General features: G+C 39.0%; 13 protein-coding genes. 6 read left to right on the top strand and 7 right to left on the bottom strand.

Annotated features, from left to right (window positions below; translation table 11 throughout):
- Positions 1-67: 67 nt before the first annotated feature.
- A complete protein-coding gene (locus R8N23_RS10320; protein WP_318171517.1) occupies positions 68-517 on the top strand; it encodes a hypothetical protein in 450 nt (149 codons plus the stop codon).
- Positions 518-652: 135 nt separating this feature from the next.
- On the opposite strand, the gene R8N23_RS10315 is transcribed toward R8N23_RS10320, so the two are convergent.
- From R8N23_RS10315 to accC, 3 genes are read right to left on the bottom strand one after another with little or no spacing between them, the layout of a single operon-like run.
- The gene (locus R8N23_RS10315) at positions 653-1,231 is read right to left on the bottom strand and encodes a Maf family nucleotide pyrophosphatase (RefSeq protein WP_318171516.1); all 579 of its coding nucleotides are present in this window, start codon (positions 1,229-1,231) and stop codon (positions 653-655) included.
- Positions 1,206-2,507: a DUF1015 domain-containing protein gene (locus R8N23_RS10310; RefSeq protein WP_318171515.1), complete on the bottom strand. Its 1,302-nt coding sequence runs from the start codon at positions 2,505-2,507 to the stop codon at positions 1,206-1,208. Before R8N23_RS10310 ends, R8N23_RS10315 begins: the two co-directional genes overlap by 26 nt.
- Before the next feature lie 17 nt (positions 2,508-2,524).
- On the bottom strand, positions 2,525-4,012 hold the full coding sequence (gene accC, locus R8N23_RS10305; protein WP_318171514.1) for an acetyl-CoA carboxylase biotin carboxylase subunit: 1,488 nt from the start codon (positions 4,010-4,012) through the stop codon (positions 2,525-2,527).
- A 169-nt stretch (positions 4,013-4,181) separates the two neighbouring features.
- Here accC and R8N23_RS10300 point away from each other — a divergent pair, with 169 nt between their 5' ends.
- Positions 4,182-5,429, top strand: a complete 1,248-nt coding sequence (locus R8N23_RS10300; RefSeq protein WP_318171513.1) for a pyridoxal phosphate-dependent aminotransferase family protein — start codon at positions 4,182-4,184, stop codon at positions 5,427-5,429.
- A gap of 106 nt (positions 5,430-5,535) precedes the next feature.
- Positions 5,536-5,712, top strand: coding sequence for a histone H1 (locus R8N23_RS10295; protein ID WP_318171512.1), 177 nt, complete (start codon positions 5,536-5,538; stop codon positions 5,710-5,712).
- Positions 5,713-5,744: 32 nt separating this feature from the next.
- Here R8N23_RS10295 and dapA read toward each other — a convergent pair whose 3' ends face one another.
- From dapA to ligA, 3 genes are read right to left on the bottom strand one after another with little or no spacing between them, the layout of a single operon-like run.
- Entirely contained in the window at positions 5,745-6,638 is an 894-nt protein-coding gene (dapA, locus tag R8N23_RS10290; protein ID WP_318171511.1) for a 4-hydroxy-tetrahydrodipicolinate synthase, read from the bottom strand.
- Positions 6,631-7,149 carry a DUF6913 domain-containing protein gene (locus R8N23_RS10285; protein ID WP_318171510.1) on the bottom strand — a complete coding sequence of 173 codons (519 nt, stop codon included), beginning with the start codon at positions 7,147-7,149 and terminating at the stop codon, positions 6,631-6,633. Before R8N23_RS10285 ends, dapA begins: the two co-directional genes overlap by 8 nt.
- A gap of 10 nt (positions 7,150-7,159) precedes the next feature.
- Positions 7,160-9,169, bottom strand: a complete 2,010-nt coding sequence (gene ligA, locus R8N23_RS10280) for an NAD-dependent DNA ligase LigA (RefSeq protein ID WP_318171509.1) — start codon at positions 9,167-9,169, stop codon at positions 7,160-7,162.
- 247 nt (positions 9,170-9,416) lie between these two features.
- On the opposite strand from ligA, the gene der reads away from it, so the two are divergent.
- From der to R8N23_RS10265, 3 genes are all read left to right on the top strand, one after another.
- The gene (der, locus tag R8N23_RS10275) at positions 9,417-10,733 is read left to right on the top strand and encodes a ribosome biogenesis GTPase Der (protein WP_318171508.1); all 1,317 of its coding nucleotides are present in this window, start codon (positions 9,417-9,419) and stop codon (positions 10,731-10,733) included.
- 26 nt (positions 10,734-10,759) lie between these two features.
- Complete coding sequence (locus R8N23_RS10270) at positions 10,760-11,350, top strand: SprT-like domain-containing protein (RefSeq protein WP_318171507.1); 591 nt, start codon at positions 10,760-10,762, stop codon at positions 11,348-11,350.
- Between the two features lie 98 nt (positions 11,351-11,448).
- Positions 11,449-12,108, top strand: a complete 660-nt coding sequence (locus tag R8N23_RS10265; protein ID WP_318171506.1) for a hypothetical protein — start codon at positions 11,449-11,451, stop codon at positions 12,106-12,108.
- Positions 12,109-12,211: 103 nt separating this feature from the next.
- Here the strand turns inward: R8N23_RS10265 and R8N23_RS10260 are convergent, their stop codons facing one another.
- On the bottom strand, positions 12,212-12,724 hold the full coding sequence (locus R8N23_RS10260) for a hypothetical protein (protein ID WP_318171505.1): 513 nt from the start codon (positions 12,722-12,724) through the stop codon (positions 12,212-12,214).
- Between the last annotated feature and the right edge of the window lie 8 nt (positions 12,725-12,732).

Raw genomic sequence — 12,732 nt, 5'->3', positions numbered from 1 at the left:
CTGTCGAAATCGTTAGGGTTTTTTTTTGTCTGTATTACCTTAGCCACTTCACTAGAAATTCAACACTATGTATAACGTACTTCTTTTTGCACACTCTTGGTTGAGATGGGTAGTTTTAATCCTAGCCTTGATAAACATCTACAAATCCTTTGCAGGCAAGAATGGCAATTTGGTCTATGGCAAATCTGAAAAAGGTCTGGCCGCAGCCTTTGTTGGCACTTTGCACCTGACTTTTGTCTTGGGCTTGATTCTTTATTTTGTTAGCCCATATGCCTATCAGGCATTTGGAGGGTCTGAGTCTGTTATGAAAAATGCGACACTTAGATTTTGGGCTGTAGAACATGCCTTCGTGATGGTGTTGGCTATTGCAGCGGCATCTATTGGGAAAGCCAAAGCTAAAAAAGCAGCCACAGACCCTGAAAAATTCAAAGCACAGTTGATCTTCTTCTCTATCGCATTAGTATTGATGCTCTCAAGGATTCCTTGGGGAGAAGCTGGAAGATTGTTTAGGTTTTAAACACGTCATATCGACGCGCAGCGGAGATATCCCCTTCTATTGGCTGTAAGGCTGGGGACTTCTCCCTTACGGTCGAAGTGACGCCTAATAATAAAATAGCTCAGGGTTTAAACCCTGAGCTATTTTTTTTATAAATCAAACCAAAGGTGAAATCCCAAATTCTGAACACAGGATTTGATACACTTTATTGATCGGCAATCCCATTACATTGTAAAATGAACCTTGGATGGATTGAATCCCTATCATTCCTATCCATTCTTGGATACCATAGCTACCTGCTTTATCAAAAGGCTTATAGTTTTCAATGTAATAGTTTATTTCTTCTGGTGACAACTCCTCAAATTGAACATGAGTCACATCGCTAAAACTCACTTTATGACCCGGACCGGATATACAAACACCCGATATGACTTGATGCGATCCTCCTGACATAGATTCAATCATCTGAAATGCTTCCTGTTCGTCTTTGGGCTTACCCAGAATCTCCCCATTTGAAACCACTACTGTATCAGAAGTAATAATCACTTCATCTTTGAATATGGCACGATAGGCTTTGTTCTTTTTCTCTGCCAAATATTCAGCAGCCGTTTCATTCGAAATGTCGGCTTCTAGCACTTCATCTACATCCAGCACATGAACTTCAAATTTAAATCCGGCATCTTTCATCAATTGCTGACGTCGAGCCGAGTTAGAAGCTACGATCAATTTTTGCATTGTTGTCTTCTGGTTTAATTGATCCAAATAGGTATCCACAAATTACCTTCGGGTAAAAATAAGTTGATTTTTGTGGCAGCGTATAGCCTGAGAAACAGACATCTTTTACTGTCTGCATAGGAATCTCTTGCGTAATAATAGCTGCCTGAACTTTTTCCGAAATCGCTTTTTTGATGCAGGTTGACATGCTGCGCTCAAATCTAATCTTTTTAGAACTTGGCTGCTTTTCCTTTTTGATACCCAAGACTTTCTCCATAATAAAATAATGAAGAATAGTAACATCCAACTGCTTCACCACCTCAGGGATCTCCCACTCTATTTCGTAGTATTTCTCTTGTCGTAAGCGAATTTTATACACCTCTTCACCCATCATCAATCCAAAGGCCCACTTCTTTCCAGAAATCACCTCCGAAACATCTTCCTCATTATCTAAGGATCGAATTAAAAAATACTCAGAGAGTTTTTCCAAAAAACTCTCTGGATCAAATTTTTTAACTTTTCTAATCAATCGATGAGTCGGGAAGATTCGAAGGTCATCTGACTCCATATTAGTCAGATACATGGTATGAAAATTATAGGGCTCATCTCCAGTATGTGACGAGTTATTTTCACGTTGTTCATGCAGGTAAGCCAGCGCCCCTTGGTATCTATGATGCCCATCCGCTAAGACTACTTGCTTGTCTTTCAGCAGTGTAATGATCTCTTGAATGACTTTATAGTCATGTATCACTCCCAATACATCTCTCACACCTTGATAGTCCTCACAATCATACACAGGAGATGAAATCGCATCGTCCATGTATTTTTCAATACTATTGGTGGGATCTGTATATAATCCGTGAGTCGGACTTACATGCAATTGAGTGTGTTCTAGAAGTTTTTTACGATCGTCTACTGAATGAGGCATCGTATCCTCATGTCTCAGTAATACTTTTTCTTCCCAGTCGTACAGCCTGATATTACATATAAACCCCTTACGGCAAAATGATTTATCGTTACCAGGCAATTTAAAGTACTGATAGTATACATATATAGCTGGAGTCTTATCTTGTACGATAACCCCTTTGGATTTCCAGTCTTCAATTCTCCGATCCAACAACTCACCGTCTGGCCCTTCTTGAGGTACAGATATATGAATACTATTGAATTCATTTTGATATAGTTTCTCACGATACTTTTCGGAGACTACATCAAACAAAGGAGAGGTGAGTTCATCAATACGCTCTCCTAATTTTTCATTATAGCGCCAAGCGCGCAATGGTTTTATTTCCGCCATAGAGTTCTATACTATTATTAACGGTAGGTATTTCTAGCCTTCCATTGTTTTGAACTCTTATTGGTACTCTTTACGGTAGGATTTGTTTCAGCCAATGCCATCACTGCCATCACTGCAGCAATTTTCTCTTCTTCTTCATTCTTCCCATCTAAAACGTCGGGTGTAAAATGATTGTCCACAAACTTGGTATCAAAATTACCACTAACGAATGCTTCGTGATTAATGGCATACTTACAAAATGACAAAGTAGTCTCAATTCCATTGATCTGAAATTCATCAATAGCACGAGTCATGCGATCTATGGCTTCCTTCCTGGTGGCTCCTTTTGTAATCAGCTTGCCTATCATTGGGTCATAATGAATAGGAATATCCATCCCTTCTTCATATCCGTCGTCTACACGCACACCAGGTCCTTGCGGTCTTTTGTAGGTAATTAGTTTCCCGATATCTGGAAGAAAGTTGTTCTTAGGATTTTCTGCGTAGACACGAACCTCTAGCGCATGACCATTGATTTTCAGATCATCTTGAGCAAAACTTATCTTCTCGCCTCTAGCTACTTTTATTTGTTCCTTCACCAAATCAATACCAGTAATCTCCTCTGTCACGCAGTGTTCCACTTGCAGCCTGGTATTCATTTCTAGGAAAAAGAAATCATGATTTTCATCCACAATAAACTCCACTGTTCCTGCACCAACATAATTACATGCTCGAGCCACGTTGATAGCAGTTTCTCCTATTGCCTTTCTTTTCTCTTCATTAAAAATAGATGAAGGCGCCTCTTCAATCACTTTTTGATGACGGCGTTGAATACTGCATTCACGTTCAAAAAGGTGAAGAATGTTTCCATGTTCATCTCCTAAAACCTGAACCTCAATATGTCTTGGTGAGCCTATGTATTTCTCGATAAAAACAGACCCATCTCCAAAGGCAGATTTTGCCTCACTTATCGCACGGGTCATCCCCTCTTCCAAACCCTCAGGTTCTTCTACCACTCTCATACCTTTGCCCCCTCCTCCTGCACTGGCTTTGATAAGCACCGGATATCCAATTTCACTGGCCACTTTCTTTGCCAGCTCCAAATCTTCAATAGCCTCATTGATACCAGGAACCATAGGGATATTGTAGGTAGCCACTGCCTGCTTGGCAGCCAACTTATCCCCCATAACCTCCATAGATTCAGCCGAAGGACCTATTAAAATGATGTTGGATTTTTTGAGCTGCCTGGCGAATTCCGCATTCTCAGACAAAAAGCCATAACCTGGATGTACGGCATCTACATTCAAATCTTTACATACTTGAATGATTTTGTCAATTACCAAATAAGACTGTGACGAGGCTGCAGGCCCAATACATACGGCTTCATCAGCAAGTTTTACATGAGGGGCTAATCGGTCAGCTTCGCTAAAAACGGAAACTGTAGCGATACCCATTTCTTTTGCAGAACGAATTACTCTAATGGCAATCTCTCCTCGATTGGCGATTAATATCTTCTTAATATTCTTCATTTGGGGTAAAGTATTGTTCGAATCATCTATCAAATAGCGAATATAGATGAAATATTGGCAAAGAAATTGCTATCGGGAATATCAAATAATATTGCGTAAATGTTAGCAGAAATGTTAACTTTGCACTCGTTTTAAAAACAGCATTGTTGCATTAAATCAAAGCAAATTAATGGATTTATTTGAAAAATTTAATGAGGATAGAGGCCCTCTAGGTCAGCACTCCGACATGGACAACACTAATTTTTATATGTTTCCAAAGTTGGAAGGACCAATCGCTCCTCGTATGCAGTTCAGAGGCAAAGAGGTCTTAACCTGGAGTTTAAACAACTACCTTGGGTTAGGAAATATGCCGGAGGTAAGAGAAGCCGATACTAAAGCCACTGAAGACTGGGGATTAGCTTATCCTATGGGTGCCAGAATGATGACTGGTAATACAAAATATCACGAGCAATTGGAGCAAGAATTAGGTGACTTCGTAATGAAGGAATCTTGCCAGTTGCTTAACTACGGCTACCAAGGTATCATGTCCATCATTGATGCTGTGGTAAACAGAAAAGACGTTGTAGTTTACGATGCTGAGTGTCACGCATCCATCATCGATGGATTGAGACTTCACGTAGGTAAAAGATTTGTATATCTCCATAATGACATGGAGAGCTTAGAAAAGCAACTTGTAAGAGCCGAGAAATTAGCCAAAGAAAACGGCGGCGGTGTATTAGTAATCACCGAAGGTGTTTTTGGTATGTCGGGAAGTATGGGCAACCTGGCTGGTGTAATTGAGCTTAAAAAGAAATTTGAATTCAGACTTCTTGTAGATGACGCACACGGATTTGGTACTATGGGTAAAACTGGTGCCGGAACAGGTGAAGAGCAAGGATGTCAGGATGGAATCGACCTTTACTTCTCTACTTTCGCAAAATCAATGGCCAGTATTGGTGCCTTTGTAGCAGGTGATAAGAATGTAATCGAATTCTTAAAGTATAATGTAAGATCTCAGATTTTCGCAAAGTCTCTTCCAATGCCACTAGTAATCGGTGCATTGAAAAGATTAGAGCTTTTGAAAACGCGTCCTGAGATGAAAGATAAACTTTGGACTATAGTAAATGCCATTCAATCTGGCTTAAGAGAGAAAGGCTTTAACTTAGGCAAAACTCAGTCTCCCGTGACTCCAGTTCTTTTGAATGGTGGATGGAAAGAGGCTGCCAACATGATTACTGATCTTAGAAACAACTATAACATTTTCTGTTCTATGATAGTGTATCCTGTTGTACCTAAGGATGTTATCATGCTCAGAATCATACCAACAGCTGCGCACAGCTTGGACGATGTGAAGGAAACTATTACAGTATTCGAGGCCATCAAAGAAAAGCTAGATGCAGGTGTTTATAGAGATGCAGAAATAACACAATTGGCATAACTTAAAAAATTATTAAAAAACATGGCCTACGCCATTGATTTATGGTTTTTTAGTATAAATTGCCAACTCTTGTTTAATATTCAATAACCTTAAATAGTAAAACAATATGAAAAGATTTAATGAAGTTAGAGACCTTATCGCTTCTTTAGAGGGAGATTTCGAAAAATTCTACGATAAAAAGAATCAAGCTGCTGGTACTAGAGTAAGAAAAGGAATGCAGGAGCTTAAGAATCTTGCTCAAGAAATCAGAATCGAAGTTCAAGACATCAAGAACCAAGGTTAATCCACTGATTAATAAGAAACAAGAAGGGATGATTATATCATCCCTTTTTTTGTGTCCAATATTTTGTACTCTTCGGCAATCTGAGTCCGCAGAGATTCACTTGCCTCAACCAGGGGAAGTCTAAGTTTTCCGTTGCCTATTCCCATTTGTTGCAAAAGTGCTTTTACGCCAGTTGGATTTCCTTCTGAGAATATCAGTCTTAGCATTTCTTCCATATCATTGGCCATTACTTTTGATTTGGAGAAGTCTCCAGCAAGTGCTGCATTGACCAAATCAGAAGTATGTCCTGGCAATGCATTCGCAATTACAGAAATTACTCCTATCCCGCCACATTTAATAAATGGTGTAATGAGATCATCATCACCCGAGGTAAGGATAAAGTCGTCAGGCATTTTACGAGCAATTTCCTCCGCTTGCACAACCGTATCCCCTGACGCTTCTTTGATTCCGATAATATTAGGATGCTGAGATAATGCAATCACGGTTTTAGTCACCATATTAACCGAAGTTCTCTTTGGAACATTATAAAGAATGATTGGTTTTGGTGCTACGTCAGCTATGGCCTCATAGTGCAATTGTAAGCCTCGCTGCGATGGTTTATTATAAAATGGACAGACTACTAAAAAGGCATCCACTTCTATATCAAACTTCTTGAATTTGTCAACCAAAGCCTGCGTATCATTTCCACCCAAACCATATACGATTGGAAGGTTTTTAGTATTTTTTGACTTAACAAACTTCAAAACTTCCAACTTCTCCTTACCAGTCAATGTAGGCGATTCCGCGGTAGTTCCCATGACCACCAGATAGTCAACACCTCCATCGCTTACATGATTAACCAACTTTTCAAGTGCATCATAGTCCACACTCAAATCATCCATAAAAGGCGTCACTAACGCCACTCCTGTCCCTCTAAATTTATCCATTTCTTACATTTGTTAAATAGTGATACACTTGCGTGAGATAAGACGCATATTTATCATCATTGGGGTTAATCATCATTTCAAAATACTGATCCTTGCCTTCTTCATACCTTCCCACCCTACATTTAGCTTTCGAACCAGCCAATATATTTTGTGTGTACTTATTCTGATTCCAATCCAAGCTAACCAAAAAATCAAATGGTTCATTTTTGAATTGGCTTACTGTTTCCTTAGACCAATTACCTTTAGCATTTAAATCCTTCTCATTAAAATAGGCATAACCAGGATCACTCAGTTTGGCTGCTACGGGCACAAATGTCATCGCACTAATTTGTTTTTGATCTGATTCAAATTTCTCAATCAAATCCTTCACTAGTTCTTCTGATCTATTTTCATCCAAACTATACAACAAACCAATCTTTTTAGCTTCCTTATAAGCATCAGACACGCGAATAGCATCATTCTTTTTTAGCGCTAACCCTGTCTTTATCTTTAATAAAATCTTTCTTATCATTTTCTGGATTTCAATTGATCATCTGATCGAAATCAGATTCGGATATGATGTTGATGTTGAGTTTTTCTGCTTTTTCTAGCTTAGCTGGTCCCATTTTATCCCCGGCAACCAAATAATCTAATTTTCCTGAAATCGAGCTCACCACTTTACCCCCATGGTCTTTGATGATGCCTTTGAGCTCATCTCTTCCATATTTTTCAAATACACCTGAAATAACAAATGTCTTTCCGCCAAGCACATCACTACTGGTTTGAAACTGACTTTCGTCAACCTCAAAATTGAGTCCTGCTGCTTTCAATTTTTGAATGAGGGTACGGTTTTCTTCCTTGGCAAAATATTGAATGAGGCTCTCCGCAATACGGTCACCAATTTCGGGTACTGCAATTAGAGATTCAAAATCAGCCGACATCAAAGCATCCATGTTCTTAAAGTGTATGGCTAGCTTCTCAGCCACCGTCTTCCCTACAAAACGAATTCCCATCCCAAACAACACTTGTTCGAATGGTGCTTGTTTGGATGCTTCTATTCCCTTTAAAAGATTTTTCACACTTAAGTCCTGAAATCCTTCAAGATCTATCAAGTCTTCATATTTCAAATCATATAAATCTGAAATATTTTTTAGCAATCCTTTTTCAAACAGCGCTTTAATGGTCTGCTCACCCATAGAATCTATATCCATCGCCTTACGATGAATAAAATGTTCTATTCGTCCTTTAATCTGTGGTGGACATCCTTCTATATTAGGACAATAGTGGTTGGCTTCGCCTTCGTATCTCACTAAAGCTGTATCGCATTCAGGACAATTTTCTATGTACAAAAGCTCCTCAGAGTCACTGGGTCGTTGAGCTAGGTCAACCCCTGTGATTTTCGGAATGATCTCCCCTCCTTTTTCTACGTGCACTTGATCACCAATTCTAACACCCAGTCGCTGGATTTCATTGGCATTGTGTAAGGAAGCTCGTTTAACCGTAGTACCTGCTAAAAGAACAGGCTCTAATTCAGCTACAGGCGTTACTGACCCCGTGCGCCCCACCTGATAAGTCACGCCATTCAATCTTGTAGTAGCGCTTTCCGCTTTGTATTTGTAGGCTATGGCCCATCGAGGATTTTTGGCAGTGAAGCCCAAGTCGTTTTGTTGCTTGAGGCTATTCACTTTAATTACGATGCCATCAGTTTCTACTTGCAACTCATGACGTTTCTCTTCCCAAAGTGCAATATACTCCAACACCTCATCGATGCTCTTACATTTCTTGTAGGTTGGTGATACATTAAATCCCCATTTGGCTAAGGACTCTACCGCGTCAAAATGAGTAGGCACAGCATTTCTATCTGTCATCAGACTATACAGATAACAATCTAATTTCCTGGAAGCAACCACTGAAGAATCCTGCATCTTCAAAGTTCCTGAAGCTGTGTTTCGTGGATTAGCCAAAGGCTCCTCTCCATCAGCTACTTTTTGTTTGTTTAGTTCTTCAAAAACGGAGTTAGGCATGAACACCTCTCCTCTTACCTCAAAGCTTTCTGGTACATCCTGGGCGGCTAAACTCAGCGGAATCGAACGAATGGTTTTGGCATTGGCAGTTACATCATCACCTTTGGTGCCATCTCCCCTAGTTACTGCTCGCGTGAGCTCTCCTTTTTCATAGGTCAGACTCAAAGCCACACCGTCAAATTTCAATTCACAGACATATTCATAGCTTTCACCTTCCAGACCTTTGCTCACCCTTCCGTCAAAATCTTTCAACTCTTCTGGTGAATAGGTGTTGGCCAATGAAAGCATTGGGTATTTGTGTACGACAGTCTCGAAATTTTTGGTAATAGTTCCTCCTACACGCTGAGAAGGAGAATCTGTTTTTTTCAATTCAGGGAAATCTGTCTCTAGCTGAATGAGTCGATTCAATAGCTGATCAAAATCAAAATCAGATATCTCAGAAATACTCTCTTGATAGTATTTCTGATTATGATAATTGATCTGTTCGCTTAAGGATGCTATTTCTTTTTTTGCCTCTTCTGCCGACATGGATTTTCACTATTCTAATACGACAAATCTATAAAGACTTTGGCTTTTCAAATCGTCTTATGTTGAATTATCAACATGGATTTTAAAATATTAACTCAATTGATAATAATTGTTAAACGAGAGATGATTTAGCCTCGATTTTCAAGAAACTGGAGGTAGTCATTTCTAAACTAAAATTCGATCAAGGATCATCCTTTCGAATACCTTATTATGTCTAAATTTGCGACTTCAAAAAAATCAAATCGCTTTGTCGAATATACTAGCAATAACAGGCCGCCCAAACGTAGGAAAATCTACTCTTTTCAACAGACTCGTCGAGAGGAAAAAAGCCATTATGGATAATGAGAGTGGGGTGACACGTGATCGTCATTATGGCTTTGGCCAATGGAATGGCAAGTACTTTACTGTAATTGACACTGGTGGATACGTGACTGGATCGGACGACATATTCGAAGAAGCGATTAGAGATCAGGTAAAACTAGCTTTGGATGAAGCAAGCGTGATCCTATTCATGGTTGATTGCCATGATGGCATGACAGACATGGATAAGGATTTTGCTAACATACTTAGAGAATTAAAAAAGCCTGTTTTCGTGGTGGCTAATAAAGCAGACAATCCAGACTTGACTTTGATGTCCAATGAATTTTATGGACTGGGGTTAGAAAGCGACATTCATGTGATAGCTTCTACTAGTGGCGCAGGTACAGGTGATTTGCTTGACGCTGTAGTTGAACATTTCGAAGATAGTGATATCGAAAACCCTGAAGAAGGTGTGCCAAGAATATCAATACTAGGGAGACCTAATGCTGGAAAATCGTCTTTCCTGAATGCCCTGCTTGGTAAAGACCGGTCTATCGTGACTGACATCGCTGGTACTACCAGAGATGCGATCAATACCAGATATAAGCTTTTTGGCAAAGACTTTATTCTGACCGATACCGCAGGAATCAGAAAGAAAGCCAAGGTCAAAGAGGATATTGAATTTTACTCTGTTTTACGCGCCATTCAGTCCTTACAAGACAGTGATGTTTGTATAGTGATGATAGACGCCGAGCGTGGTTTTGAGGCACAAGACATGAACATCATCACTCTGGCAGACAAGTACAAAAAGGGTATCATGATTATGGTCAATAAGTGGGACCTGATTGAAGATAAAGACAGTAAAACAGCAGATAAATTCAGAAAAGATATTCAAGAGAAGCTGGGCAATCCTCTCTCTTATATTCCGATCATTTTCACTTCTGTCACTGAGAAACAAAGAATCTTCCAAGCCATCGAACTGGCCATCGAAGTAAATACCAATAGAACCAGAAGAATCACCACTTCTGAACTAAACGATGCCATGCTGGCTGAAATCGAGCACTACCCACCGCCAGCGCTCAAAGGCAAGCACATCAAAATCAAATATGTAACGCAATTGCCAACTCGTACGCCTTCGTTTGCATTCTTTTGTAATCTACCACAATACATCAAAGAGCCTTACGAAAGGTTCTTGACGAATAAGTTGCGCTCACATTTTGATTTTAGAGGGGTGCCAATTAAAATCTACTTTAGACAGAAATAAGATTGTCGGAGGCCAAACATCGCAGATTGTTTGAGAACCACCTGCCAGAAAAGGCGGTGGATTATTGTTACTCGCTTTGGAGTGAATTGGGTTTTAATTTCCGAATCACTCGAAAGCGACAATCCAAATACGGCGACTATCGCTACGATCCGGCAACGAGATCACATTCGATTTCTGTCAATCATGACTTGAATCCATATGCATTTTTGGTAACGTACATCCATGAAGTGGCACACCTGTTCACCTTTGAAAAACATCAACGAAGTGTATCACCTCATGGGCAAGAATGGAAATTGCAGTTTAAGAAGCTGATGCTTCCCATGCTGCGGGAAGACATCATCCCCATGGATGTCCTTGGTCCACTCGCCCGACATATGAAAAACCCAAAGGCGACAAGTACTTCTGACAAGGCTTTATTTGTGGCTTTGCGGAATTATGATGAGCATAAATCAGGGCTTTTACTTAAGGAAGTGGAAGCTGGCGCCAAGTTCTTATTCAACAAAAAGGTGTACAGAAAACTAGAAGTCCGTCGCACACGAAGTCTTTGCGAACTCACGAGTAATCAGAAAAAGTATTTGATATCGGAGACGGCACCGGTGCAAGTATTCAAAAACTAATATATCACGCCAAATCGGTGCATCTGAATTATTAAAAATGTAAAATTGATTAGATTAGGTAAATGAAAACTTTTTCTTAGCAATTAATCGATTTAACCTTGGCCAACTCAACAACAAAAAAACATTTCATAGATGGCATCTTGATTGTATTTAGCGTGCTATTTGCTCTCTTTATTAACAAAACTGCCGAAAATTATAAGATCACTCAGGAAAAGGAAATTGCCATTGAAAGCATCCACAAAGAGCTCTATCGGAATTATTGGAATATAAAAAGCTGGAATAAAGATCATCTAGCTGTTATTAATAGACTGGATAGTCTTACTAATGGGTTAAAACCTGAGTTAGAACAAGAGCTAAAACAAGCTGATTTTTTTGATTTAAGCCCTCTATTGGATAAAAGTGGGTTAATCAATTCGATGCTCATCAGTAGTGCATGGGAGACCTCTAAGGAAACAGGTATATTTTCGGAATTTGATTATGAAATCCTTCAATCTATTACAAGAACCTATGATTTTCAGAAAGCACTTACTGATAATACTGTTCCTAAAATAATGGACACTTATTTTAGTAAGGATTCCCACAGAATGGATGAAATTGATTTGACGATAATGGTATTCTATCTACAAATGTCTCAGTTATGTGGCCATGAATTAGTGCTAATTTCTTTATATGAAGAATCAATAAATACGATAAAGGAAAAGACCCACTTAAAGACTAAAGTCTACGTTGATTCTTTGCGACATTATGTAGACAAATAAATCAAGAAGTCCCATTAAGACTACTTTGAAATATTTTATTATCGGAGACGGCGCTGGTTCAGGTTTTTAAGGATAAGGGATAGGTCATTATCTGAAATATGCTTTACCTCTTGGGTGACCAGCAATAGAATCTTTTATTCAAAGTTTTTCTTGCATCATCAATATCAAGTTCTAATTGTGGAACTAGTAAACTAGTAATTAGGATTTCTTCACCACTATTAAATCTGACTATTGAATAATTATATTTATCCCAAGGAAACATCCTAGCCCTTTTTTCGGCAAATGGACCAGATCTAAATTGTGTTAAAGATTCAACTTTATCCAATTCATAAGTAACAACAAGCCCATCTCTTTCGAAAGAAACTTCTCGTTTTAAATCATCATAACCAAAAGAGTCATTTTTATTAGAATAATAATAATTCAAGTGAATGGCAAGATGTGGGATGAAAAACACAAGAAATAAAACTAGGCTTGTATTAAGAAAGAACTCTATATCTGAGTTACCGAATCTATGAACCATGTATGCTAAATAAAGCAAAGACCCCAGTGTATAAATACTCACTGTCCACCCAGCTAAAATTTGATTTCTAGTAGTAATTCCTTTTCTTTTTGACATATAAGAAA

Origin of the sequence: Reichenbachiella sp. (assembly GCF_033344935.1) — a bacterium.
GTDB lineage: Bacteria > Bacteroidota > Bacteroidia > Cytophagales > Cyclobacteriaceae > Reichenbachiella.
Note: the sequence above shows the minus strand (reverse complement) of the source record. Positions and strands in the feature narration are given on the sequence as shown.

Bases quoted from the DNA above. Each gene is read 5' to 3' on its own strand.
- R8N23_RS10320 (WP_318171517.1), top strand. From the start codon at position 68: ATGTATAACGTACTTCTTTTTGCACACTCTTGGTTGAGATGGGTAGTT.
- R8N23_RS10315 (WP_318171516.1), bottom strand. From the start codon at position 1,231: ATGCAAAAATTGATCGTAGCTTCTAACTCGGCTCGACGTCAGCAATTG.
- R8N23_RS10310 (WP_318171515.1), bottom strand. From the start codon at position 2,507: ATGGCGGAAATAAAACCATTGCGCGCTTGGCGCTATAATGAAAAATTA.
- accC (WP_318171514.1), bottom strand. From the start codon at position 4,012: ATGAAGAATATTAAGAAGATATTAATCGCCAATCGAGGAGAGATTGCC.
- R8N23_RS10300 (WP_318171513.1), top strand. From the start codon at position 4,182: ATGGATTTATTTGAAAAATTTAATGAGGATAGAGGCCCTCTAGGTCAG.
- R8N23_RS10295 (WP_318171512.1), top strand. From the start codon at position 5,536: ATGAAAAGATTTAATGAAGTTAGAGACCTTATCGCTTCTTTAGAGGGA.
- dapA (WP_318171511.1), bottom strand. From the start codon at position 6,638: ATGGATAAATTTAGAGGGACAGGAGTGGCGTTAGTGACGCCTTTTATG.
- R8N23_RS10285 (WP_318171510.1), bottom strand. From the start codon at position 7,149: ATGATAAGAAAGATTTTATTAAAGATAAAGACAGGGTTAGCGCTAAAA.
- ligA (WP_318171509.1), bottom strand. From the start codon at position 9,169: ATGTCGGCAGAAGAGGCAAAAAAAGAAATAGCATCCTTAAGCGAACAG.
- R8N23_RS10260 (WP_318171505.1), bottom strand. From the start codon at position 12,724: ATGTCAAAAAGAAAAGGAATTACTACTAGAAATCAAATTTTAGCTGGG.